26 protein-coding genes and 1 pseudogene are annotated in these 23,791 nt (G+C 61.7%); 14 read left to right on the top strand and 13 right to left on the bottom strand.

Annotation, left to right across the window (positions count from 1 at the left end):
- Positions 1 to 279: 279 nt before the first annotated feature.
- Positions 280 to 1,041, top strand: coding sequence for a trans-aconitate 2-methyltransferase (gene tam, locus GJU48_RS21650; protein ID WP_094953399.1), 762 nt, complete (start codon positions 280 to 282; stop codon positions 1,039 to 1,041).
- Positions 1,042 to 1,061: 20 nt separating this feature from the next.
- Here the strand turns inward: tam and GJU48_RS21645 are convergent, their stop codons facing one another.
- Positions 1,062 to 1,622, bottom strand: a complete 561-nt coding sequence (locus GJU48_RS21645) for a cysteine hydrolase family protein (RefSeq protein WP_094953400.1) — start codon at positions 1,620 to 1,622, stop codon at positions 1,062 to 1,064.
- Between the two features lie 239 nt (positions 1,623 to 1,861).
- On the opposite strand from GJU48_RS21645, the gene GJU48_RS21640 reads away from it, so the two are divergent.
- Together GJU48_RS21640 and GJU48_RS21635 are read left to right on the top strand one after the other, a co-directional pair.
- Positions 1,862 to 2,971, top strand: a complete 1,110-nt coding sequence (locus GJU48_RS21640) for a DUF3182 family protein (protein ID WP_094953401.1) — start codon at positions 1,862 to 1,864, stop codon at positions 2,969 to 2,971.
- On the top strand, positions 2,961 to 3,716 hold the full coding sequence (locus tag GJU48_RS21635) for an alpha/beta hydrolase family protein (protein WP_094953402.1): 756 nt from the start codon (positions 2,961 to 2,963) through the stop codon (positions 3,714 to 3,716). The genes GJU48_RS21640 and GJU48_RS21635 overlap by 11 nt, the downstream gene beginning before the upstream one ends.
- Positions 3,717 to 3,829: 113 nt before the next feature.
- On the opposite strand, the gene GJU48_RS21630 is transcribed toward GJU48_RS21635, so the two are convergent.
- The 4 genes and pseudogenes from GJU48_RS21630 to GJU48_RS21615 all read right to left on the bottom strand — a co-directional run.
- Positions 3,830 to 4,786 carry a lysylphosphatidylglycerol synthase domain-containing protein gene (locus GJU48_RS21630; RefSeq protein WP_094953403.1) on the bottom strand — a complete coding sequence of 319 codons (957 nt, stop codon included), beginning with the start codon at positions 4,784 to 4,786 and terminating at the stop codon, positions 3,830 to 3,832.
- On the bottom strand, positions 4,776 to 6,038 hold the full coding sequence (gene clsB, locus GJU48_RS21625; protein ID WP_094953404.1) for a cardiolipin synthase ClsB: 1,263 nt from the start codon (positions 6,036 to 6,038) through the stop codon (positions 4,776 to 4,778). Before clsB ends, GJU48_RS21630 begins: the two co-directional genes overlap by 11 nt.
- Positions 6,035 to 6,811 (bottom strand): endonuclease/exonuclease/phosphatase family protein, encoded by a 777-nt coding sequence (locus tag GJU48_RS21620; RefSeq protein ID WP_094953405.1) that lies wholly within the window; start codon positions 6,809 to 6,811, stop codon positions 6,035 to 6,037. The genes clsB and GJU48_RS21620 overlap by 4 nt, the downstream gene beginning before the upstream one ends.
- 62 nt (positions 6,812 to 6,873) lie before the next feature.
- A pseudogene (locus tag GJU48_RS21615) lies at positions 6,874 to 6,969 on the bottom strand (DUF72 domain-containing protein); the annotation flags it as partial.
- Positions 6,970 to 7,171: 202 nt separating this feature from the next.
- Here GJU48_RS21615 and GJU48_RS21610 point away from each other — a divergent pair.
- Entirely contained in the window at positions 7,172 to 9,277 is a 2,106-nt protein-coding gene (locus GJU48_RS21610) for a mechanosensitive ion channel family protein (protein ID WP_094953406.1), read from the top strand.
- A 473-nt stretch (positions 9,278 to 9,750) separates the two neighbouring features.
- Positions 9,751 to 10,635 carry a sugar nucleotide-binding protein gene (locus GJU48_RS21605; protein WP_094952300.1) on the top strand — a complete coding sequence of 295 codons (885 nt, stop codon included), beginning with the start codon at positions 9,751 to 9,753 and terminating at the stop codon, positions 10,633 to 10,635.
- Positions 10,636 to 10,770: 135 nt separating this feature from the next.
- Here the strand turns inward: GJU48_RS21605 and GJU48_RS21600 are convergent, their stop codons facing one another.
- The 5 genes from GJU48_RS21600 to GJU48_RS21580 form a co-directional block, all read right to left on the bottom strand.
- A complete protein-coding gene (locus GJU48_RS21600) occupies positions 10,771 to 11,469 on the bottom strand; it encodes an OmpW/AlkL family protein (protein WP_094952301.1) in 699 nt (232 codons plus the stop codon).
- 121 nt (positions 11,470 to 11,590) lie between these two features.
- On the bottom strand, positions 11,591 to 12,112 hold the full coding sequence (locus GJU48_RS21595) for a DUF3299 domain-containing protein (RefSeq protein WP_094952302.1): 522 nt from the start codon (positions 12,110 to 12,112) through the stop codon (positions 11,591 to 11,593).
- A gap of 11 nt (positions 12,113 to 12,123) precedes the next feature.
- The gene (locus GJU48_RS21590; RefSeq protein WP_094952303.1) at positions 12,124 to 13,389 is read right to left on the bottom strand and encodes an ABC transporter permease; all 1,266 of its coding nucleotides are present in this window, start codon (positions 13,387 to 13,389) and stop codon (positions 12,124 to 12,126) included.
- Between the two features lies 1 nt (position 13,390).
- Positions 13,391 to 14,101: an ABC transporter ATP-binding protein gene (locus tag GJU48_RS21585; RefSeq protein ID WP_094952304.1), complete on the bottom strand. Its 711-nt coding sequence runs from the start codon at positions 14,099 to 14,101 to the stop codon at positions 13,391 to 13,393.
- 84 nt (positions 14,102 to 14,185) lie between these two features.
- The gene (locus GJU48_RS21580; protein ID WP_094952305.1) at positions 14,186 to 14,797 is read right to left on the bottom strand and encodes a DUF2796 domain-containing protein; all 612 of its coding nucleotides are present in this window, start codon (positions 14,795 to 14,797) and stop codon (positions 14,186 to 14,188) included.
- Between the two features lie 129 nt (positions 14,798 to 14,926).
- Here GJU48_RS21580 and GJU48_RS21575 point away from each other — a divergent pair, with 129 nt between their 5' ends.
- A complete protein-coding gene (locus GJU48_RS21575; RefSeq protein ID WP_094952306.1) occupies positions 14,927 to 15,268 on the top strand; it encodes a hypothetical protein in 342 nt (113 codons plus the stop codon).
- Here GJU48_RS21575 and trxA read toward each other — a convergent pair.
- From trxA to GJU48_RS21560, 3 genes are all read right to left on the bottom strand, one after another.
- A complete protein-coding gene (gene trxA, locus GJU48_RS21570; protein WP_094952307.1) occupies positions 15,265 to 16,137 on the bottom strand; it encodes a thioredoxin in 873 nt (290 codons plus the stop codon). The genes GJU48_RS21575 and trxA overlap by 4 nt on opposite strands.
- A gap of 111 nt (positions 16,138 to 16,248) precedes the next feature.
- Entirely contained in the window at positions 16,249 to 16,905 is a 657-nt protein-coding gene (locus tag GJU48_RS21565; protein WP_094952308.1) for a class I SAM-dependent methyltransferase, read from the bottom strand.
- Positions 16,902 to 17,357, bottom strand: coding sequence for a YbaY family lipoprotein (locus GJU48_RS21560; protein ID WP_094952309.1), 456 nt, complete (start codon positions 17,355 to 17,357; stop codon positions 16,902 to 16,904). The genes GJU48_RS21565 and GJU48_RS21560 overlap by 4 nt, the downstream gene beginning before the upstream one ends.
- Before the next feature lie 139 nt (positions 17,358 to 17,496).
- Here GJU48_RS21560 and nrdR point away from each other — a divergent pair, with 139 nt between their 5' ends.
- The 8 genes from nrdR (at position 17,497) to GJU48_RS21520 (ending at position 23,744) form a co-directional block, all read left to right on the top strand.
- Entirely contained in the window at positions 17,497 to 17,967 is a 471-nt protein-coding gene (gene nrdR, locus GJU48_RS21555; protein ID WP_053258286.1) for a transcriptional regulator NrdR, read from the top strand.
- Positions 17,964 to 19,100: a bifunctional diaminohydroxyphosphoribosylaminopyrimidine deaminase/5-amino-6-(5-phosphoribosylamino)uracil reductase RibD gene (ribD, locus tag GJU48_RS21550; protein WP_094952310.1), complete on the top strand. Its 1,137-nt coding sequence runs from the start codon at positions 17,964 to 17,966 to the stop codon at positions 19,098 to 19,100. Before nrdR ends, ribD begins: the two co-directional genes overlap by 4 nt.
- A 47-nt stretch (positions 19,101 to 19,147) precedes the next feature.
- Positions 19,148 to 19,810, top strand: coding sequence for a riboflavin synthase (locus GJU48_RS21545; protein ID WP_094952311.1), 663 nt, complete (start codon positions 19,148 to 19,150; stop codon positions 19,808 to 19,810).
- A 15-nt stretch (positions 19,811 to 19,825) separates the two neighbouring features.
- On the top strand, positions 19,826 to 20,917 hold the full coding sequence (gene ribBA, locus GJU48_RS21540; protein WP_094952312.1) for a bifunctional 3,4-dihydroxy-2-butanone-4-phosphate synthase/GTP cyclohydrolase II: 1,092 nt from the start codon (positions 19,826 to 19,828) through the stop codon (positions 20,915 to 20,917).
- An 88-nt stretch (positions 20,918 to 21,005) separates the two neighbouring features.
- Positions 21,006 to 21,482: a 6,7-dimethyl-8-ribityllumazine synthase gene (ribH, locus tag GJU48_RS21535; protein ID WP_003176356.1), complete on the top strand. Its 477-nt coding sequence runs from the start codon at positions 21,006 to 21,008 to the stop codon at positions 21,480 to 21,482.
- On the top strand, positions 21,479 to 21,979 hold the full coding sequence (nusB, locus tag GJU48_RS21530) for a transcription antitermination factor NusB (RefSeq protein WP_094952313.1): 501 nt from the start codon (positions 21,479 to 21,481) through the stop codon (positions 21,977 to 21,979). The genes ribH and nusB overlap by 4 nt, the downstream gene beginning before the upstream one ends.
- Before the next feature lie 18 nt (positions 21,980 to 21,997).
- Entirely contained in the window at positions 21,998 to 22,963 is a 966-nt protein-coding gene (gene thiL / locus GJU48_RS21525; protein ID WP_094952314.1) for a thiamine-phosphate kinase, read from the top strand.
- A 55-nt stretch (positions 22,964 to 23,018) separates the two neighbouring features.
- Positions 23,019 to 23,744 (top strand): substrate-binding periplasmic protein, encoded by a 726-nt coding sequence (locus GJU48_RS21520; protein WP_094952315.1) that lies wholly within the window; start codon positions 23,019 to 23,021, stop codon positions 23,742 to 23,744.
- Positions 23,745 to 23,791 lie beyond the last annotated feature (47 nt).

Raw genomic sequence — 23,791 nt, 5'->3', positions numbered from 1 at the left:
TAGAGATAAAAGTCTACATATTCCATCCTTTGTATCGAGCAATTATCCAGGTTTATTTGAACCAGATAGCCTGCTTGGGCCATTTGCAGCGTGTACGCCGGTGTCAGTATCCGATGAGTCTCGTGGGCATGACGACAGGGTTTGATAAATTGAATGTCCCAATTCTCTTTGTTCATCTCTATTTGGTGCCATAGGTTGAGCGCGCATCAATCCTGGCATTTGTTCTCATGGCTCACAAGATTTAGGCTGTGGCCAACCTCAAGAAGTAGGAACGCCGCGATGACCTGGTCAGCCAAGCAGTACACGATGTTTGAACAGCAGCGCACCCGTCCCGTCCGTGACCTGGTCGCGGCCATCCCCAATACGGATGTGCGCACCGCCGTCGACTTGGGCTGCGGCCCTGGCAATTCCACCGAAGTGCTGGCCGAGCGTTTTCCACAGGCACACGTGACCGGCATGGACAGCTCCGACGATATGTTGGTGGATGCCCGTAAGCGCCTACCGGCACTGAATTTCGAGTTGGCGGATATCGGCGCCTGGAATCCAGCACAAAAAACCGACGTGATTCTGGCCAACGCTTCCCTGCAATGGCTGCCGAACCACGCCACGCTCTATCCGCACCTGGTCAGCCAACTGACGCCTGGCGGCACGCTGGCCGTGCAAACCCCGGACAACCTCGACGAACCGGCCCACCGCCTGGCCCGTGACGTCGCGGCCGATGGCCCATGGGCGGCGAAGATCGGTGCGGTCAAACACAATGAGCGGCACACGGCGCCTTACTACTACGAGCTGTTGAGCCAACACTGCAGGACCGTCGATGTTTGGCGCACCACCTACCAGCACCCGCTGGCAGACCACGCGGCCGTGGTGGAATGGTTCAAGGCTTCGGCTTTGCGGCCCTTTCTCGCACCGTTGACCGATAGCGAAAAAGCCGCCTTCCTACAGGAATACCGGGCGCGGATTACCCAGGCTTACCCCGCGCTGGGCGATGGCACCGTGTTGCTGCCATTCCCGCGTCTGTTCATCATCGCTACCCGCTGAAGCCCGGCGACAAGTGGCGGTCATACCGCCGCTTGCGTCTGCAAGTACTCATCCGTCGACACCACGCCCGCATAGGCAAAGGCCAGTGAAGCCATATAGGCGCCATGCACCTGCGCCGCCGGAATCACCTGCCCATTGAATTCCAGATCCCGCGTGGCGCACGCGTCATGCAGCACCGTGACCTTGTAGCCCAGGTCCGCCGCTGCCCGCACCACCGCGTCGATGCACATATGGCTCATGCTGCCTGCCACTACCACGTCGGTGATGGCGCGTCGTTCAAGCAACGCCCGCAGATCGGTCCCGCGAAACGCATTCACAAAGTGTTTAAGCACCACCGGCTCATTCGCCTCGTTCAGCACCTTGGCATGCAGATGAGCGCCCTCGGAGCCCGGCGTGAAGAACGGTGCGTCTTCTGAGGTGAACTCATGGCGCACATGAATCACTGCATTGCCTGCCTGGCGAAAGGCTGCCAGCACCTGCGCGGCCTTGTCTGCCGCCGCCTCCACGCCGTCGAGTGGCCACTTGCCTTGGGGGAAGTAGTCGTTCTGGATGTCGATCAGGATAAGCGCTTGCTTGGCCATGCGAGATACCTCGTGATAGGTGGATGGGCCTCCAGCATCTTAGCTGGCGCCGGGCAAAGGCCGTGTGAATCGTGCAGAACGCCGCGTGTATAACGCCGTGTCGTGCAGAATCAAACAGGCCTACTGCCATTACTTTTCCAGTAACTGATTGATTTAACAACCGTCCTCTTCTGTCGCGCCTTGGCTTGATCCCTGCAACCTTCTTTTCACACACATAGCAGGATGGCCAAGGGGGACGCATGACCCCAACTCAACGCAAGAAACGGGTGGTCGCGCACTCCACGCGAGAGGGCGCCCCGCAGCACGAAGTCGAGACCAACCGTGCCTTGGCGCGCTGGTTGGCGCAGATCCTGGGGCTTAAATTCGGCGGCAGCTATAACCCGCAGTTACATGCCGAGCGCGAGTTGTATCTGTTGCCCACGCAAACCCTGGTCGGCCCGGCCCAAGCGCTCACGCTTAACGTCAAAGGGCCGCAAGACCTGTGGGGCGGTTATGTCGATCACGATTTCATCTGCACCAAAGCCATCACCCATGGCCTGCTAAGCCCTGAAGCAACGGCGCCCGAAGGCTGGTCGCCGGTGTTTGCCGAGCGTGTGCGCAACGTCGTTCTCGATGGCCTCAGCGTTTTCGCCCTGGAGGACGCACTGCCCGCAGCCACGCGCCTGCTCTACAGCGGGCCGATTCGTTTGAAGCCCGTGCATGCCTGCGCCGGGCGCGGGCAGGAAGTTTTCCACAGCCTCGATGAATTCAAAGCCTTGCTGGCGCGGCCCGATATCACGAAGTTATTCACTGAAGGCGTGGTGCTGGAGCAAGACCTGCACGACGTCATCACTCACAGCGTGGGCCAGAGCTTTATCGGCGATCACGTGTTCAGCTATTGCGGCGAGCAATACCTCACCCAGGACGGGCAGGGCGAAGCGGTCTACGGTGGCTCCAACTTGCTGGTCGTGCCCGGCGACTACGAAGACCTCTTGGCGCTCCAGCTGCCGGACGACGTACGCCAAGCCATCGAACAAGCCCAGGTCTTCGACACAGCCGCCGATGAGGCCTACCCTGGTTTCTACGCGTCACGGCGCAACTACGACATTGCCCAAGGCCTGGACAGCGAAGGCCAACGCCGCAGTGGCGTGCTCGAACAATCCTGGCGTATGGGCGGGGCCAGCAGCGCGGAAGTCGCGGCGCTGCAAAGCTTCATCAACCACCCCGGCCTGCGCGCGATCCACGTTTGCTCGGTGGAGACCTACGTGGAGCAAGCGCTGCCGGCGGATGCCATCGAGGTGTACCGCGGCCCGGCCGAAAACAGCGACTTTCTTCTCAAGTACGTAACGGTTAAATCTTATGACGGCTAGAAGCGAAAGCATTGCGATCGACATCGACGACGAACAGATGAGCGGGACGTTCCTGAGCCCCAAATCCAAAGTGCCGGGCGTGTTGTTTGTGCACGGCTGGGGCGGTAGCCAAGAGCGTGACCTGGAGCGCGCCAAAGGCATCGCGGGCCTGGGTTGCGTGTGCCTGACCTTTGACCTGCGCGGCCACGCCGGCACCGGTATTCCGTTGTCTCGCGTCACTCGCGAAGACAACCTGCGCGACCTGCTGGCCGCGTACGATCGCCTGCTGTCACACCCGGCCATCGATACCTCGGCCGTGGCGGTGGTGGGCACCAGTTACGGCGGCTACCTGGCGGCGATTCTCACCTCATTGCGCCCGGTGCGCTGGCTGGCGCTGCGCGTGCCGGCGCTGTACCGCGACCAGAAATGGCTTACGCCCAAGCGCGACCTGGATAAGGCCGACCTGATGGATTACCGCAGCACCTTGGTGCACGCCGAAACCAACCGCGCCCTGCATGCTTGCGCGAAATTCACCGGCGATGTGCTGATTGTCGAATCGGAAACCGACGACCACGTGCCCCACGCCACCATCATGAGCTACCGCGCGGCGTGCCAGCAGACACACTCCCTGACCCACCGCATCATCGACGGAGCCGACCACTCCTTGAGCGACCCGGTGTCGCAGCAGGCCTACACCTCGATCCTGGTGGACTGGATTACCGAGATGGTCGTGGGCGAGCGGTTGAGCATTATTCAATCGCGCTGATGCAGTGCTCTTCAGGGCGCCTTCGCGAGCAAGTCGAAGCCTCGACGTCCTAAACGGGTCAAAATGTGGCAGCGGGCTTGCTCGCGAAGGCGCCAGACCACTCGACACATTCCTCAGGCGGGGGGCTTCTTCACCCGCAACGCCTTGGCCTTAGCCTCAACCCCGAGGTACATCACCAACGCAATCAACAGCGGCAAAATAAAGTAGATCGCCCGGTAAGCAATCAACCCCGCGAGCAAGCTGCCCCGCGACGCCTCATGCTGCAACAGCCCGATAAACACCGCCTCCAGCACCCCAAGCCCGGCCGGTATATGCGTGACCACACCGGCAATTGCGCTGATCAGCAGCACGCCTAACACCAGCGGATAGTCCAACTTGGCCGGCAACAAGGTAAAGATCACTGCCGCCATCAATGACCAATTCAACGCGCCTAACACCAACTGTAAACAGGCCATGCGCAAAGACGGCAGATTGATCTCGATGCCCTTGATCGACCACGCGCGCTTTTTCGAAAACCGGCAGGCCGCCAGATAACCCAGGCTGACCAACACCAGCAACATCCCAATGCCTTGCAAGGCAAAAGTGCTGACTTTCCAACCCGGCGGCATGGTCACCCACCCGCTGCTGAACACCACACCGGCCAAGGCCATATAGCCAAACCAATTGGTGGCCAGGCTCAGCCCAAGAATCTTGGCGATATTGCTGGTGCTCACACCCAGCCGCGAATACAGCCGATAACGCATGGCAATCCCGCCGACCCACGCGCTCAGGTTGAGGTTGAACGCATAGCTGATGATCCCCACCGGCAGGATCTGCTTCCAGACCAAGGGTTGGCGGATGTAAGTACGGCCGATCAGATCGAAGCTGGCGTAGACGAGAAAACTGCACAAGGTCAGCGCGCCTGCGATCAACAACGTGCGCACCTTGAAGTCACCCAGCGTCTGCAACACCTCGCTCCAGTCGATGCGCCGCGCGAGCAGGGTAAACAGCACGATCAGCAGCAGGAAGAAGGCGATGGTCAGCGGTTTCTTCCAACGCTTGAAGCGCGAGCGGCCGGCTTCAGCGGTCATGGGCCTGGCTCTCAAAAGGCTTCAAGCGCGGTTTGTGCGCCGGCAGCCAACCGGTCAGCGCGGGGAAATGGCGCATCACATGAAACACCAGGAAACCCACGGTCAAGCGCCATAACCACAGGCGTGGCTTGCGGTTTTCCGGCATGGTTTGGCAATGGTTTTTCGCGAGTAGCTCCAGGCGCTCGTACAGCTGCTGATTGAACGCGCGGTCGCGAATCAGCACGTTGGCTTCCAGGTTCAGCGACAGGCTCAACGGGTCCAAGTTGCTCGAGCCCACGGTGCTCCACTCGTCATCCACCAGCGCGACTTTGCCGTGCAGCGGTCGCTGGTAATACTCGTGAATGACCACGCCATCCTTGAGCAAATAGTCGTAAAGCATACGCGCCGCCAGCTTGGCCAGCAGCACATCCGGCTGGCCCTGCATGATCAGTTGCACGTGCACGCCACGGCGCGCGGCGTTGCGAATCTCGCGTAGCAGGCGGTAGCCGGGGAAGAAGTAAGCGTTGGCGATCACCACACGATTTCGGGCTTTGCTCAAGGCGTGGATATACGCCTCTTCAATGTCATCGCGGTGTTGCACGTTGTCGCGGTAAATCAGGCGTACCAAACCGTCCTCGTTCTCGCGGGGCCACAGCGAGGGTCGTTGCTGACGCCGCCGCCAGCCGCGCCGCGTACGCACCTGGCGACCGCTTTGGGCGAGGGCGAAATGGTGCAGGTCCGCCACCGCCGGGCCGGTCACTTGCACGGCGTAATCCTGCTTGGCTTCGGGGCCGAAATCACCCAAGTGATCCGCCGAAAAATTGATCCCGCCAATAAACGCCACCGTAGCGTCCACCACCACAATCTTACGGTGCAAGCGGCGAAACCAGTTGGTGCGAATCCCCAGTCTTTTCGAAGCCGGGTCGAACATCTGCACCAGCACGCCCGCCTGCGCCAGCTCGCCGAGAAAGGCCGGGCTCAACTCGCCGCAGCCGAACCCATCCAGGCTGACCACCACTTTCACGCCGCGCTGCGCCGCCTCGATCAGGATGCCTTTGAGTTCATGCCCGACCTTGTCTTCGAACAGGATAAACGTCTCCAGCAGGATCTCCCGCTGCGCCTGGCGCATCGCGTCAAAGACCTTCGGAAAGTACGCCTCGCCGTTCTCCAGCAGTTCGAGCTGGTTGCCGCCTTGCCAGCCGTAATCGAGATCACGCGCTTTGGCTTCATCCGGCGGCTGGTCGGTGGCGATGTGTTCTACCGCGACGCTCATAACTCGATCTCCACCGACAGCGGCACATGGTCGGACAAATGCGACCAAGGCCGGGTCGTCAGCACCTTGGGGTTATGAATCTTGAGGTTGCGCACGTAGATGCGATCCAGCGCCAGCAACGGCAGGCGCGCCGGGAAGGTGCGCGCAGGCTTGCCGTGGGCGTGGACGAACACTTCCTTGAGGCCGCTTTGGCTCAGGTCGGCCTTCTGGCGCCAGTCGTTGAAATCACCGGCAACCACCAGCGGCGCGTCAGCGGGAATCTCGCTGATCCGTTGCTCCAGCAAACGCAATTGCTGCTGACGATGCACCTCGCGCAGGCCCAGGTGCATGCAGATCGCATGCACGTGCTGGCCGGTGCCTGGCAGGCGCAATACACAGTGCAGCAGGCCACGGCTTTCATGGCCGCTTTGCGAGATGTCGAGGTTGTCGTAGCGCACGATCTGGAATTTCGACAACAGCGCATTGCCGTGGTCGCCATGCGGGTACACCGCGTTGCGCCCATAGGCGAACTGCGGCCAGATGCTGTCGGCCAGGAACTCGTACTGCGGCATCTTCGGCCAATCGCTGTAGCGCTGGGGATGGCGCTCGTGCGTGCCGTGGATTTCCTGCAGAAACACCATGTCGGCGCCCACGCTGCGCACCGCTTCACGCAGCTCGGGCAGGATGAAGCGTCGATTCAGCGCGGTGAAGCCCTTGTGGATATTCACCGTCAGCACGGTGAACCGGGTGATGGCGGCGGTGGGCGTGGCGGGGATCAATTCAGGATGGGTCATGGCAGCACCCCAGATGTCGGCAATTTGCCGGGCTCGCTGAGCAGGTGCTTGTCCAACGTGGCGGCGCGTAACGCACATTGCAATTCGCGTTTCTGGGACAGCCCCTCGGGGTAGCAGGCCCCGCGCCAGCCTGAAATGCCGATGTAAATCGCCGCCATGGTTGCTCCCATTAATGTGCGCCACTATCAGGCCACCGGCCCAGGCACCCCCGCGATCCCCACGTTAAACGCCGCAAGGGTCAACCCTAGGTTTCAATCAGGCGCGCAGTGTCGGGTGTTGGCTTGTGCGGAAAACGCCAGGGAACGATGAGGATGAAAACCCGTCAGTTCCTTACAGACCCTGCTGAAGGAGCTCGATGTTTTGCTGAATCTAAAGGCTGCATTACTGCTTGGCGCGCTGCTGTTTTGTGGCAGCGGCGCACTGCAAGCTGCGGCCACCGCGCCTGCAGCCGAAACGCCGGCCAAACCCGAGTTGCTGGTAGAAGGCGGCCTGCTCGGCGCCATCAGCTCCAGCATTGACGACGTGCAGGACAAACTCGAGCTCAATCAAAACCTCATCGACGCTTGGCGCCTGCGCGCCGACCGCGCGGCGGATGAAGTCGGGCGCCTGGTCGACCAGACCGCCCAACGCTCGCCGTGGAGCGTGGCCGGGGACTTCCTGTTGCTGTCCGGGGTGTGGGTGGGCGCCTTTGCGGTGTTGATGCTACTGGGGCGCTTTTTCGTCCAGCGCCTGAGTAGGCGGCATTTCGTCGAACAGCGCGAGCGCCTGCAAGGCATCCTTGGGTATGTGGTGCCCTTCACGGTTCCAGCAATTATCTGCCTGCCGCTGACCCTCTACGTCAGCCACTTCTTGCCCTCGTCAGTGGGCCGCGCGCTGGCGCTGTGTTTTGCCTACGCCACCAGCAGCGGTATCTTTTCCACGTCGATGTTGTTGTGCGTGATCGTCATGTTCAACGTCGGCCACAAACGTCCGGCTGTGCAGATCATTCGCGACTACTGCCCCAAGCCGCTGTTCCTGATTGGCTTCCTCGCGGCCCTCAGTGACGCGCTGACCAGCCCGCAAATCGCCCGGCAGTTGGGTGGCAATATCACCAGCAGCATCGCGGTATTCACCGGCCTGTTCGCGGCGGTGATTTTCGGTGTGCTGGTGGTGCGCCTGCGTCGCCCGGTGGCGCATCTGATCCGTAATCGGCCACTGGCCCAGCGTCTCAAACACCCGGCATTGCAGCAGTCGCTGCGGGTGTTTTCCGGGCTGTGGTACTGGCCGATTCTGTTGATGGTGCTGGTCTCGGCGATCAACCTGATCGGCGCCGGCGACGATAACCAGAAGGCCCTGCGTTGCGCGCTGTTCACCACGATTTTGCTGATCGGCACGGTCTTTCTCAGCACGGTGCTGCAACACCTGTTCAAGTCTCGCAGCCAGGTGACGATCCAGCGCAGCAGCGCCTATAAGGAACGCTTCCTTAGCCTGTTGCACGCGATCCTGCGCATCGTCATGGCCATCGCGTTTATCGAAATTCTCGGGCGTATCTGGGGCATCTCGCTGTTCGAATTTGCCCAGCGCAACTCGGTGGGCCGCGCGATCAGCGACTCCCTCAGCAGCATCGGCCTGATCCTGCTGATGACCTGGCTGTTCTGGGTGGTGCTCGACACCGCGATCCAGGAGGCGCTGAAGCCGCCGGTGAATAAACGCTCGAGCCGCCAGCCAAGCACACGGGTCAAAACCATCCTGCCGCTGCTGCGTAACGCGGTGAAAATCGTCCTGGTGGTGATCTGCGCGATCACCACCATGGCCAACCTGGGCATCAACGTCGCGCCGCTGCTGGCCGGTGCCGGTGTGGTCGGCCTGGCCATCGGTTTCGGCTCGCAGCAACTGGTGCAGGACGTGATCACCGGCCTGTTCATCATCATTGAAGACACGCTGTCCATCGGCGACTGGGTGGTGCTCGACTCCGGCCACGCCGGCACCGTCGAAGGCCTGACCATCCGCACCCTGCGCCTGCGCGACGGCAAGGGTTTTGTGCACTCGGTGCCGTTCGGGCAGATCAAGGCGGTCACCAACCAGTCGCGGCAATTTGCCTACGCGTTCTTCTCGGTGCAGTTCACCTACGACACCGACGTGGACAAGGCCGTGGAACTGATCCGCGAGGCCGGGCAATCGATTCGCGACGATGTGTTCCTCAAGTACAACCTGCAAGGGCCGCTGGAGGTGTTTGGCGTCGACAAAATGGACCTCAACGGCGTGGTGCTCACCGCGCAATTCCGCACGGTGTCGGGCGGGCAATATGCGGTGAGCCGTGCGTTTAACCAGCGTTTGAAAAAGCTTGTGGATAAGTGTGATGAGGTGCACTTCGCGCAAACTTATCCACAGCAGGTTCTGTTGCCTAAGCGTACAGGCCAGGTGGATGAGCCGGATGCCGAGGTGCCGGTTTCGGTGGTGTTGACCGAGCAGCCCAGGTCTCAATAGTTGGTGATGGCCGGGCTTGCCCGCGATGGGCAGAGGTATCTATGCAACTTTTTGTGTTGCGCTAAGCTTTTTACGGGGTTTTTAGGTAGATATGAGTACATATCCGTTGCTGCGGTAACGGCTGCTATTGGTTCCGCTCTTACAGCGGATCTTAGGTGCCCCGTTAAACCACGCTGGCCGGAGTGAGGGCACACCGAGCCTAGGCGAGGTGCCGAGTGGTGGGGCAAGAGCCCTTTTGGTTACTTTTGGGGCTCTTTTCCAAAAGTGACCCGCTGTAAGAGCGGAACCAATAGCCGCCGTTACCCAAATAACGGATATGCACCCAGCGGTGCCAAGTTGCAACCCCGCACTTTATCCGTGACGGTTGCGCTACAAACCCGCAAAATGCAACGATTCTGGAATAAACCTACGGCAGGCGTTACCCGCCCGTCGACAATAACCATCGTTCCAAACAGACCGGGCCTGCACACTCTATGCGAATGCGCCTTATGTTACTGGGCGGCGGGAATGCCCTCGGGCAGGCGCTGATTCGCCTCGGTGCAGAGGAAGACATTGGTTTCCTCGCACCCAAACCGCCCCAAGACGGCTGGGATGCCGCGAGCCTCACCCAATTGCTCGACGACACTCGTCCCGATGCGTTGATCAACCTCGCCTACTATTTCGACTGGTTCCAGGCCGAAGCGGTCAGCGAAACCCGCCTGACTGCCCAGGAGTTCGCCATCGAACGCCTGGCCGAGCTTTGCCAGCACCACAACATCACCTTGCTGCAACCCTCCAGCTACCGCGTGTTCGATGGCTCCCGCGCCACCGCCTACAGCGAAAAAGACGAGCCGGTGCCCCTGGGCCTGCGCGGCCAGGCGTTGTGGCGTATCGAACAGAGCGTGCGTGCGACTTGCCCGCAACATGTGCTGCTACGGTTTGGTTGGCTGCTGGATGACAGCGTGGACGGCACCCTCGGGCGCTTTTTGGCCCGGGCCGAGAAGCCGGACGAGCTGCTGATGGCCGATGATCGGCGCGGTAACCCGACGCCGGTGGACGACGCGGCGCGGGTGATCATCTCGGTGCTCAAGCAACTTGATTGCGCGGCGCCGCTGTGGGGCACGTATCACTACGCCGGGCACGAGGCGACCACACCGTTGGCGCTGGGCCAGGCGATCCTCACTGAAGCACGTAATTTTCACCCGCTGGCGATCGAGTCCCCCACCGCCCAGGCCCATGCGGCACGGCCGGATGCGGCGGATGAACCGCAACATGCGGTGCTGGCCTGCAAGAAGATTCTGCACACCTTCGGCATCAAGCCACGGGCGTGGCGGGCCGGTTTACCGGCGCTGCTGGATCGGTTCTATCGGCATAGCTGACACCACACAAAACCAATGTGGGATCAGGTTTTGTGTGGGGTTGCCGGCGATGCCCGACAGGCTCTCGAGGTGATGCTATCGCAGGCAATCCAGCTCCCACACACGCCAGCTCCCACATGGGTTATGCCGTGTTGCTTAGAACTTGTAGCCAATACCGACCATGTAAACCATCGGGTCGACGTCCACGTTGACCTTGGCGCGTGTGCCTTGGCCCAGCGCGTTGTTGTCCACGGTGGCCTTGGTGCTGATGTCGATGTAACGCGCCTGGGCGTTGATCATCCACTTGTCGTTGATCATGTAGTCGGCGCCGATCTGCGCGGCCCAGCCCCAGGAGTTTTCGGCCTTGAAGTTGCTGAAGCCAGCTTGTTCGGCGCGGCTGCCGACGTGCTCGTCGTAGATCCAGGTGTAGTTGATACCGGCGCCCACGTACGGTTGGAAGGCGGATTTGTTGTCGAGCGGGTAGTACACGACGCTCAAGGTCGGCGGCAGGTGTTTCAGCGTACCGAGCTTGCCGTTGGCAGCGCCCAGGGCGGTGTTCTTGATCTTCACGTCATGCTCGAACGGCGTGGCCGCCAGCAGTTCGATACCGACGTGATTGGTGATCATGTAGGCGAAGTTGAGGCCCAGTTGAGTGTCGCTGCTCATGGTCGCCTTGCCGCCCAGGTTGGTGCCCGCCAATGGGCCCTGGTCGACCTTCACGCTGCTGCTGTCTGCTTTCGGATTCACGGTGATTGCACCGGCGCGAATCAGAATGTCGCCCGCTTCGTGAGCGTGTGCGACAGGGGCGGCGAGGGCGAGCGCGAAGAGGGACGCGCCGAGCAGAGACTTGTTCATGGGAGCTCCAAGAGGACGTTAAAAGTTGTACGTCCAATGGTAAAGATCGTTCCGTTCGATCCTTTGACTCAGCTCAATGAAAGGGTGAACAGGCCTTATTCCTGCAGTAAATGAACAGGCCTTATTCCTGCAGTTCGTAGACATAAATCTTGTCGGCGTCCATCTGATAACCGGCATCGGCCAATTCACTCGAAGACGGCTTGACCTGCATCGCGCCCTCGATCCAATACGGCTGGTACAGCTCGTCGAGTTTCACCCCGACTTCGCTTTTCACATGCACGATCTGGTTCGACGGCGGTGGCGGCACATGGATGCACGCGCCGAAATACGGCACCAGCAAGAACTCGGTGGTGCGGCCTTCTTCGCTGACCTCCAGCGGCACGATGTAACCCGGCAAACGGATGTGCTTGCCGTCGAGGCTCTGCACCACTGGCGCGTTGGGCAAGTCTTGCTTGACGGCGGGCGCCGACTCGACCGACAGCGCATCGGCCATGCTCGACAGGTCGTGCAACGGCTTCATATTGGGGATTTCCGGCGGCGCGTCCGGCGGGATCATTTCCTGCCAGGACAGATCCTTGGGCTGATCCTCGGCCCAGGCAGGCACCACCACCAGCAGCAACAAGGCAAACAGGGCACGACGCATCGAAGCCTTCCTCATAAACGTATGGACAGGCCATCGGCCAGGGATTGTCGATAGGCACGCCACGCGGGCACGCTGCCCATCAACAGCGCGGCCGCCAAGATACCGGCGAGCAAGGTCCATTCATATTCGCTGGGCCACGACATCGGCAAGTCCAGGCCATAGTTGGCCTGCAAATACCCGCGCGACGCGGCGATGCACACGTACAACAAGCCGACGCCCGCCACCACACCGGACAAGGCCAGGGCGAACGCTTCGAAGATCAGCAACGTTGCGATATGCCAGGGCCGTGCGCCCACCGAGCGCAGGATCGCCATCTCGCGGCGGCGTTCGTTGAGGCTGGTGAGGATCGCCGTGAGCATGCCGATCAAACCGGTCAGCACCACGAACAGCGAGATCACAAACAGTGCCTTTTCGGCGGTGCCCATCATGCTCCACAGCTCTTGCAGCGCCACGCCCGGCAGGATCGCCAGCATCGGTTCACCACGGAATTCGTTGATCTCGCGTTGCAGGGCAAAGGTGGAGATCTTGTTGTTCAACCCGAGCATAAACGCAGTGATGGCTTGCGGGGTCAGGTCCATATTGCGCGCCTGATCGGCGCTGATACGGCCTTTGCCCTGGGCGGGCACGCCGTTGTGCCAGTCGATATGGATGGCTTCCATCCCGCCAAGGCTGATGTGCAGCGTGCGGTCCACCGGGGTGCCGGTGCGTTTCAGAATGCCGACCACGGTGAATGGTTTGTCATCGTGCTTCACCAGGCTGACCACCGCGACACCATGGGCCAGCACCAGCTTGTCGCCGAGCTTGTAATGCAGTGCATCGGCAACTTCAGCACCAAGCACCACTTCAAACGGGTCGGTGGCGAAGGCGCGGCCGATGGCCAGTTCGAGGTTCTGTTTGCGGCCGTACTGGTAATGCTCGAAGTAGGATTCGTTGGTGCCCATCACCCGGTAGCCGCGGTGCGAATCGCCGAGGGAAATCGGGATCGCCCATTTCACCTGCGGGCTGGCAGCGAAGTGCTCGTAGCTGTCCCAACGGATGTTGTTGGTGGCGTTGCCTATGCGGAATACCGAGTACAGCAGCAAGTTGACTGAGCCCGAGCGGGCGCCGACGATCAGGTCGGTGCCGCTGATGGTGCTGGCAAAACTGTTGCGTGCCTCAACGCGCACGCGTTCTACCGCGAGCAACAAGCAGACTGAGAGCGCGATGGCGAAGGCGGTGAGGATCGCGGTAAAGCGGCGGTTAGCCAGGCTGGCCATGGCTAGACGGAACAGATACATCTCAAACCTCTGCGGGCGTGGCGGCGCGATTGAGTTCTGTCAGCGACAGGTTGCGGTCGAACAGCGGCGCCAGGCTCTGGTCATGGCTGACAAACAGCAGGCTGGCGCCAGCTTCGCGGCATTCGGCGAACAACAACTGGATGAAAGCTTCGCGGGCGTCGTAGTCCAGGGCCGAAGTGGGTTCGTCGGCGATCACCAGCTCCGGTTGGCCGATCAGCGCACGGGCGGCGGCTACGCGTTGCTGTTGGCCGATGGACAGTGAGTCGGCGCGGCGCTCGAGCAGGTCTTTATCTTTCAAACCCAAATGCGCGAGCAAGGTCGCGGCGGCCTGGTCGACACTGCCGTGGCGCTGAACCGCGCGTTGCGCGCGCAGCTTGGAAAAGTGGCAAGGCAGCTCAACGTTCTCGCGCACTGATAAAAACGGCAGCAAGTTGAACTGCTGGAAAATGTAGCCGGTGTGGTCCACGCGGAAGCGGTCGCGGGCGCCGGCCGACAGCTCGGTCAGCTCCTGGCCGAGCAGGCGAATGCTGCCCCGGGTGGGTTTCTGCACGCCGCCCAAAAGCCCGAGCAGAGTGGTTTTGCCACTGCCGCTGGGGCCTTTGAGAAACAGGGTTTCGCCAGCTTCCAGGCGGAATGCGGGGATGTCCAGCAACTGTGGGTGGCCGGGCCAGTTGAAGCCCAGATCAGACAGTTCGATTAACGCTTGGGTCATAGGAAATCAGTGGTCTGGTTTGATTTGGATGATGACACCGATCAAGTGTGGGAGCGGCGCCGCCACAGTGATTGGGTTTTCACATCAGAATTTCAGGCTGGCCGCGGTGGCCGTCGCTTCAACACCCTGCTGACCGCTTGGGCCGATCAGTTGTACCTGAATTTTCTGGGTGGCGGGGAAGGTCTTGAACACCTGGCTCAGGTCCAGATTGCTCAGTGCAGTCGGTGTGGCGCACGTAAATTGGTAGTGCGCGTGGATTTCGCTGTGGTCGTGATGATGTTCGTGAGCGGCCGCGCCTTTGCCGTCGGTGGCGTGGTCGTCATCGTCGTCGTCATGCTCGGCTTCTGGCTTGTCGCCGAACAATGGGCTGTTGAGTTCCTCGGTGCTGATCACGCAACCGGCGGACTTAGGCAGTTTGAACAGGGCCAGCGGGTTTTCCAGCTGTTTGCGTGCGGCGGCGACCTTGGCTTTGTCGGCGGCGGTGGTAGCCAGGTGTTCGAAGCCCACCACGTTCATCGCCGGGCTTTCCAACTCAAGCTCCAGGGCCTGACCGTCGAGCACTGCGTTGAGGCGGCCGACGCCGTGCTCATGCGCGCCGAGGCTGCCATGCGCGTGGTCATGATCATGTTCTTCGGCGGCATGGGCGATAGCCAGTGGCAACAGGGCAAACGGCAAAGCAAGCAGCAGACGGCGCATGAGAAGGCTCCAGAACATGAAAGTTTTGTTATGTGATCTTATAACAATAGCCCCAGAGTTTGACCGCCCGCTTGGCGTTGCGCAAGCCACGTGGGAGCATGCCTGTCAGAAAAGTGCAGGAGAATGACGATGTTGCGAATTCGCGGAACCGTCGGCGACATGCCGGTGGACTTGACCCTGGAGCTGGACGACGGTGATTGGGCGCGACTGGGCGCCCACTTGCAGGCGGCGCCCATGCCGAGCGAGCCAACCGCTGCGCCGGTTAAACAGAACGACGATCTGTGGCAGAACGCCCAAGACCTGTTGCGCAAGGCCGGGCAACTCAACGGGCTGGAATTGCTCGATCAGTTGGAAGGCTTGGCCGGCGACGCCGCATCAGGCAAACGCCTGCTGGTGCGCTTGCGCCATAGCGCCAAGGTCAAAGTGGCCAGCGGCGGAGATACGCCGCTGTACAGCTGGGTCGGCGATTAGTACAGCGCAGCGAACAACTTGCGGCGGTACACGGTGACCAGCGGGTGGTCATTGCCGAGCAGTTCGAACACCTGCAGCAAGGTCTTGTGCGGCAGGCCTTCGCTGTAGCTGCGGTTGCGGATAAACAGCTTGAGCAAGCCTTCCAGCGCCGCATCGTATTGCTGGCGCGCCAGTTGCTGAATCGCCAGTTGGTAGGCCGCTTCATCGTCCTGCGGGTTTTGCGCCAGGCGGCTTTTCAAGTCGGCGGCGTCGGGCAGGTCTGCGGCCTGGCGCAGGAAGGTGATTTGCGCCTTGGCCCCGGCGAGGGCGGCTTTGTGATCATCGCTTTTCACCGCGTCGAGCACGCTCTGGGCTTCGCCCAATTCACCGCGTTCGGCCAGGCAGCGCGCGTACAGGATCAGGGCGGCGGCATTGGTGTTGTCCTCACCCAGCATCGCGACCAGCACCGCTTCGGCGTCGCTGATACGGCCTTCGGCAAACAGCGCCTGGGCCTGTTCCAGCGGGTCAGCTGCAGCGGGCGGCGGCATCTGCACATGCGGCTCCAGCATCGCCCGCACCGCCGACTCCGGCTGCGCCCCGGCAAACCCATCCACCGGCTGGCCGTCCTTGAACAGCACCACGGTGGGCAGGCTTTGAATGCCAAAGCGCGCGACGATATCCTGCTCGGCCTCGCAATCGACCTTGGCCAGCAGCAACTCGCCCTGATAACTCTCGGCAATTTTCGCCAACATTGGCATCAACGCCTTGCACGGCGCGCACCACTCGGCCCAGAAATCCACGAGTACGGGTTTTTCGAAGGAGTTCTGGATAACCGCCTGGTCGAAGTTGGCGGTGGTGACGTCGAAAATGTACGGCGTGGGCTCACTCATGGGGCATCTCGAATAAAGCGGGAATGGGGCAACTATAAGGGTGCTCGCAGGCACGCCAGCGCCCACAGAGGGGCGCGGTCAACTGTGGGAGCGGGCTTGCCCGCGATGGCCTCAAGGGCGCCGCGAATGGTACAGGCTCACCTTGCGAAACTCCCAAGGCTCGGCCAAGTCGGGCAGCGTCAGCGCATCAAGGATTCCCAGACGCTGATAAGCCGGGTGCTGGAAGTCCCGCACCCGCGAGTCCGCCACCAGGGCCTCACGGCCGCGCGTCAGGAATTGATCCAGCAGCGGCAGGTTGGCGCGGTCGTAGAGCACATCGGCGACCAGGATCAGGTCGAAGCGGTCGGCTTCGGCGAAAAAGTCGGCTGAGTAACTCAGCTGCACGCCGTTGAGCTCGGCATTCGCCCGGCAGGACGCTAAGGCCAGCGGGTCGAGGTCGCAGGCCACCACTTCCAACGCGCCAGCCTTAACGGCGGCAATGCCAGCCACGCCGGAACCAGCGCCAAAATCCAGCACGCGTTTGCCGGCGACCCACTCAGGGTTCGCCGCCAGGTAGCGCGCCAGCGCCAAACCGCTGGCCCAGCAAAAACTCCAGTACGGCGGCTCATGCAGGATGCGTCGGGTTTCTTCGGGGCTGAAGGCGCGGTCCATGTTGTCCGCATCCAACAGCCACAACGACAACGCGGTGCCCGGCAGTGGGCAGGGCACCAACTGCGCGTCGCCGATCAGTTCGCTCAGGGCGCGTTGCAGGTCCAACGGTGGCGTCATGGTGCCTTGACGAGTTGCAGGGGGCCGGTGGTTTGGGTGATCGCCTGGGTGATGCGCACGGCAGGCAGGTGCAGGATCAACTGGCCGGACTGGCTGGCGCGCCCGCGCAGTTCAACGCGTGCACCGGCCGGGAAGGCTTCGGGGTTGAAGCGCAGGCGGAAGGCCAGTGGCTTGCCGTTGCCGGTCAGTACGCTGCTGGCGAGCAGTTGTTGCGGGCGGTTGCGTTCGTCGATCACCAGCATCGCCAGTTCGACTTCGGCGCCGGCTGGGATGTTGGTGAGGTTGCCATTGATTTCCCGTTGATAGGCCGGCAGGGGGCCGAGGTCTTCAATACCTGGTACTTTTTTCTCTTGGGCGGGCGTTGGTTGAGGCGACGAAGGCTTGGGGGCTTCGCTGCTGCAGGCGACCAGAAAACTGAACAGGGCGAGTAAAACGAGTGGTCGTAACTGCATGTACGGCTCCAGAAAGGACAAAATCCGTGGCTTAAAAAATATGAAACATAATAGTCAGCCTATATACCGTAAAGGCTATGGCTTGTCTTGCCACAGGGATGCGCTACCATGGCCCTCCCTTTTTTTGTTGCCTGCCACCATGCACTGTCCCTTCTGCGGTGCCAACGACACCAAGGTCATTGACTCGCGTTTGGTCGCCGAGGGCGATCAAGTGCGTCGCCGGCGCGAATGCCTGGCCTCTGGCTGCGGTGAACGTTTCACCACCTTCGAAACCGCCGAACTGGTACTGCCACGTCTGATCAAGTCCGACGGCAGCCGCCAGCCTTTCGACGAAGAAAAACTGCGCGCCGGTATGCAGCGTGCCCTGGAAAAACGCCCGGTGAGTGTCGAGCGGCTGGAGGCGGCGCTGGCGCATATCAAGCACAAGCTGCGCGCGACCGGCGAGCGCGAGGTCAAGAGCCTGGTGGTTGGAGAACTGGTGATGGGCGAGCTGCAAAAGCTCGACGAAGTCGCCTATATCCGTTTCGCCTCGGTGTATCGACGCTTCCAGGACCTCAATGAGTTCCGCGAAGAAATCGACCGCCTGGCCCGTGAGCCGGTCAAGAAATGAACTCGCCTTCTGCAGAACAAACCGTCCTCGACGCCCATTACATGGCCCGCGCCCTCGAATTGGCGCGCAAGGGCCTGTACACCACTCATCCCAACCCGCGTGTGGGCTGCGTGATTGTGCGTGATGGGCAGATTGTCGGCGAAGGCTGGCACGAGCGCACCGGCGAACCCCACGCCGAACCGAATGCCCTGCGCGCCGCTGGCGACAAGGCGCGCGGCGCCACGGTGTACGTGACGTTGGAGCCTTGCAGCCATCATGGGCACACACCGCCGTGTGCCGACGCACTGGTGACTGCCGGTGTTGCGCGGGTGGTGGCCGGGATGGAGGACCCGAACCCCGAAGTGGCCGGGCGCGGTTTACGGCGTTTGGCTCAAGCCGGTATCGAAACCCGCAGTGGCGTGCTGGAAAGCGAAGCGCGCGCGCTGAACCCGGGTTTCCTCAAGCGTATGGAACACGGCCTGCCGTTTGTGCGGGTCAAGCTGGCAATGAGCCTGGACGGTCGCACCGCGATGGCCAGCGGCGAAAGCCAATGGATCACCGGCCCGGCTGCCCGCGCTGCTGTACAGCGCCTGCGTGCGGAGGCCAGCGTGGTGCTGACCGGTGCCGATACGGTCTTGGCCGACGGCGCCCGGTTGACTGTGCGCGCCGCCGAATTGGGCCTGGATGAAGCCACCACTGCCTTAGCCATGTCACGTCCGCCATTGCGCGTGTTGATCGACGGGCGCCTGCGGGTGCCGCTCAACGCGCCATTCTTCAAGGCTGGCCCTGCGTTGGTCATCACCTGCGTCACCCCGGAAAACCAGTTCCCCCGTGGCCCCGAGTGCCTGGTAGTGCCGGGCGTCGACGGTCAGGTTGACCTGCGTTCGGCGCTGGTGGCCCTGGCCGCCCGTGGCGTCAACGAAGTGTTGGTAGAGGCTGGCCCAAGCCTGGCGGGCGCGTTTGCCCAGCAAGGGCTGGTGGACGAGTACGTGATATTCGTCGCCGGCAAGTTCCTCGGCTCCGCCGCCCGGCCTTTGCTGGACTGGCCGCTTGAGAAACTGGCCGATGCCCCCCAACTCAAGATCACTGAAATGCGCGCTGTAGGCGACGACTGGCGAGTCACTGCCATACCTGTGCCAGCAGCGAGCGTATAATTCTGACCGGGCGCTCAAGCGCCCGTCCCGTTTTCCAGGAGAAGGCCATGTTCACCGGCATTATCGAATCCATCGGCAGCATCCGTGCCATGACCCCCAAAGGCGGCGACATCCGCCTGCTGGTTGAGACCGGCAAGCTGGATCTCGACGACGTCAAGTTGGGCGACAGCATCGCCGTCAGCGGTGTGTGCCTGACCGTCATCGAGCTGCCGGGCAACGGCTTTGCCGCTGATGTCAGCCGGGAAACCCTGGACTGCACCGCGATGAACGACCTCAAGGCCGGCAGCCCGGTCAACCTGGAAAAAGCCCTGACCCCGACCACCCGCCTGGGCGGCCACTTGGTCAGCGGCCACGTCGACGGCGTCGGCGAAGTGGTTTCGCGCAGCGAAAACGCACGCGCCGTGGAATTCCGCATTCGCGCGCCTAAAGAGCTGGCCAAGTACATCGCCCACAAAGGCTCGATCACCGTCGATGGCACCAGCCTGACTGTGAACGCCGTGAATGGCGCCGAATTTGAACTGACCATCATTCCCCACACCCTGAGCGAAACCATCATGGCGTCTTATCAGCCAGGTCGCCGGGTGAATCTGGAAGTCGACTTGCTTGCCCGTTACCTGGAGCGCCTGTTGTTGGGCGATAAGGCCGCAGAGCCAGCATCTGGGAACATCACTGAAAGTTTTCTGGCCGCTAACGGCTACCTGAAATCCTGACCAAGGGGGTGCCGCGTGGCGCTCAATAGCATCGAAGAACTGGTTGAAGACATCCGCCAAGGCAAGATGGTCATCCTGATGGATGACGAAGACCGTGAAAACGAAGGCGACATCATCATGGCCGCCGAGGCCTGCAAGGCTGAGCACATCAACTTCATGGCCAAGCACGCCCGTGGGCTGATCTGCATGCCCATGAGTCGTGAGCGCTGCGAATTGCTCAAGCTGCCGTTGATGGCGCCGCGCAATGGGTCGGGTTTTGGTACCAAGTTCACCGTATCGATTGAAGCGACCACCGGCGTTACCACCGGTATTTCCGCGGCCGACCGCGCACGCACAGTGCAAGCCGCCGCCGCCAAAGACGCTAAGGCCGAAGACATCGTCAGCCCGGGCCACATCTTCCCGCTGATGGCCCAGTCAGGTGGCACCCTGGCGCGTGCCGGGCACACCGAAGCGGCCTGCGACCTGGCGCGCATGGCCGGTTTCGAGCCGAGCGGGGTGATCTGCGAAGTGATGAACGACGACGGCACCATGGCTCGTCGCACTGAACTCGAAGCCTTTGCGGCCGAACACAACCTCAAGATCGGCACCATTGCCGACCTGATTCACTACCGCATGATCCACGAACGTACCGTTCAGCGGATTGCCGAGCAGCCGCTGGACAGCGAACTGGGCCAATTCAATTTGGTGACCTACCGTGATTCAGTGGAAGGCGACGTGCACATGGCCCTGACCCTGGGCAAGATTTGCGCTGAAGAGCCGACCCTGGTGCGCGTGCACAACATGGACCCGCTGCGCGACCTGTTGATGGTCAAGCAACCGGGCCGCTGGAGCCTGCGCGCGGCCATGGCTGCGGTCTCCGAGGCAGGCAGCGGTGTGGTGCTGTTGCTCGGCCACCCGTTGGATGGTGATGTATTGCTGGCGCATATCCGCGAAACCGCTGACCAGGTGCCGGTGAAAAAACCGACCACCTACAGCATCGTCGGCGCCGGTTCGCAGATCCTTCGCGACCTGGGCGTACGCAAAATGCGCCTGATGAGCGCACCCATGAAATTTAATGCGATATCCGGTTTCGACCTGGAAGTTGTAGAATACGTGCCCTCCGAATAAAGGCTGGCGATTCTTGCCCCTTGTTCGCGGTTAAAACATCACTGAGGGACGCACTTTTCGCGTCCCGGCTCTTTAAGAGATTTGTCGAATGACCCTGAAGACCATCGAAGGTACCTTCATCGCCCCCAAAGGCCGCTATGCCCTAGTGGTTGGCCGCTTCAACAGCTTTGTGGTTGAAAGCCTGGTAAGCGGTGCCGTTGACGCCCTGGTTCGCCACGGTGTGAGCGAGAGCGATATCACTATCATCCGTGCCCCTGGCGCCTTCGAAATTCCACTGGTTGCGCAAAAAGTTGCACAGCAGGGTGAATACGCGGCGATCATCGCCCTGGGCGCGGTCATTCGTGGCGGCACTCCGCACTTCGAATACGTGGCTGGCGAGTGCACCAAGGGCCTGGCCCAGGTGTCCATGGAGTTCGGCGTGCCAGTCGCTTTCGGCGTATTGACCGTAGATTCCATCGAACAAGCCATCGAGCGTTCCGGCACCAAGGCGGGTAACAAAGGCGCTGAAGCTGCTCTGTCCGCGCTGGAAATGGTTAGCCTGCTGTCGCAGTTGGAGGCCAAGTGATTTCCGACGAAAGCGATCAGTTCAACCCTAAGGACCCGCGCCCATCCGACGCTGGTAAGCCATCCAAGAGCGAAAAGCGCCGTGGCGCCCGCCAGCTCGCGACTCAGGCGCTTTACCAGCGCCACATGTCTAAAACCTCGCTGAACGAAATCGAAGCGCAGTTTCGCGTCGACAACGATTTCAGCTTCGCGGACGCCAGCTACTTCCATGACATCCTGCACGGTGTTCCGGCCAACCAGGCCGAGATCGACGCTGCCTTGACGCCGTGCCTGGACCTGACCATCGAAGAGCTGGACCCAGTTGAATTGGCCGTACTGCGCCTGTCCACCTGGGAGCTGCTCAAGCGCGTTGACGTGCCGTACCGCGTGGTGATCAACGAAGGTATCGAGCTGGCGAAAGTCTACGGTTCGACCGACGGCCACAAGTTCGTCAACGGCGTGCTCGACAAGCTGGCCCCGCGCCTGCGTGAAGCCGAAGTGAAGGAACACAAGCGCTAATCTGCGCTTGAGTCCTGAATGGGCGAGTTTGAGCTGATCCGCAACTACTTCGCCGCCGCGCCTTGTGCGCAAGGCGGCGAAGGCATTGCCTTGGGGATCGGCGATGACTGCGCCTTGCTGGCGCTCCCCGCTGGGGAGCAGTTGGCAATCTCCACCGATACGTTAGTGGCCGGCGTGCACTTTGCCGACCCGTGTGACCCGTTCCTGCTCGGCCAGCGCTCGCTGGCCGTAGCGGTGAGCGACCTGGCCGCCATGGGCGCCCACCCGCTTGCCTTTACCCTTGCTCTTACCGCGCCGACGGTCGATGCCGATTGGCTGCAACGCTATGCCCAGGGTTTGAACGCCATGGCGCAAAGCTGCGGCGTGGGCCTGGTGGGCGGCGACACCACGCGCGGGCCGCTGAGCCTGACCCTGACCGTGTTCGGCCGTGTGCCCGCCGGGCAGGCGTTGACGCGCAGCGGTGCACAACCGGGTGACTTGCTGTGTGTGGGCGGTGAGCTCGGCAATGCCGCCGGTGCTTTGCCGTTAGTGTTGGGGCAACGCACGGCGGATGCGGCGATTGCGGGCCCCTTGCTGGCCCATTACTGGTCGCCACAACCGCAGTTGGCTTTGGGCCTGGCATTGCGGGGCAAGGCGACATCGGCCATGGATATCTCCGACGGGTTGCTGGCCGATTGCGGGCATATCGCCAAGGCTTCGGCTGTCAGCCTGTTGGTTGAGCTTCAGAAGCTGCCCTTGTCCAAGGCCTTGCTGGCCTTTGTCGGCGACGATGAGGCGCGTGTGGCGGCGTTAAGCGGGGGCGATGACTACGTGTTGGCGTTCACCCTGCCACCCGCCGAGCTGGCGCCGTTGTTGGCCGGTGGTTGGCCGATCCACGTGATCGGCCGGGTCGAGGCGGGGCAGGGCGTGACGCTGCTCGACGCCATTGGGAAAGACATCACCCCGGCCGTGCGCGGCTATCAGCATTTTCGCGAGGCGCCGTAAGCCGGCGACCTGCGCTACCCTCTATACGGATCTCACGGTGTAGGAGGCTGTCACCATGAATGTACGGCGTTGGCTGCTAGTTGCGCTGTGTGCCGTTGCATCGCTGGTGCAGGCGGACGAAGCCCCGGTGCCAGGCAAGGTCATGCTGGCCAGTGAGGAATGGAACAACTACACCAACAAAGATGGCAGCGGCTTGGCCTGGGACGTATTGCGCCAAGTGTTCGAACCGGCCGGTATCACGCTGCAAACCCGCAGCGTGCCCTACACCCGCTCAGTCGGCCTGGCCCAGCGCGGCGAGGTGGATGGCTGGGTCGGCTCCTACCGCGATGAAACCAGCGGCGTGTTGTACCCGCATTGGAACTTCGACGCCGATCACATCTACGCCCTTGGGCTGGCCACCACGCCGACGCCCAGCCTCGCCACCCTGGGCAACTACCGCCTGGCCTGGGTGCGCGGTTACAGGTATGAGAATTACCTGCCGAACCTGCACCGCTTCAACCAGATCGAACGCCGTGACGGCATCCTGCCGATGCTGCAGCACGCCCGCGTCGACCTCTACATCGATGCCCTCACCGAAGCCAAGTACGTCCTGAGTCAGGCGGACGATCCGGCGCAATTCAAGCTCACCCACATCGCCGAGCTGCCGCTCTACATAGGCTTTGCCGATACTGAGCGTGGGCGGGCCCTGATGGCGGTGTATGACCGACGCATGGCGGCCTTGGTCGAGAGCGGCGAGCTGAAGCCGATTTTCGCGCGCTGGAAACAGCCCTATCCGTTCTGACCTGCATAGAACCGGGACGAAGGCCAATCGAACCTATTGATCTTTAT

The organism is Pseudomonas sp. IB20 (assembly GCF_009707325.1).
Classification (GTDB): domain Bacteria; phylum Pseudomonadota; class Gammaproteobacteria; order Pseudomonadales; family Pseudomonadaceae; genus Aquipseudomonas.
Note: the sequence above shows the minus strand (reverse complement) of the source record. Positions and strands in the feature narration are given on the sequence as shown.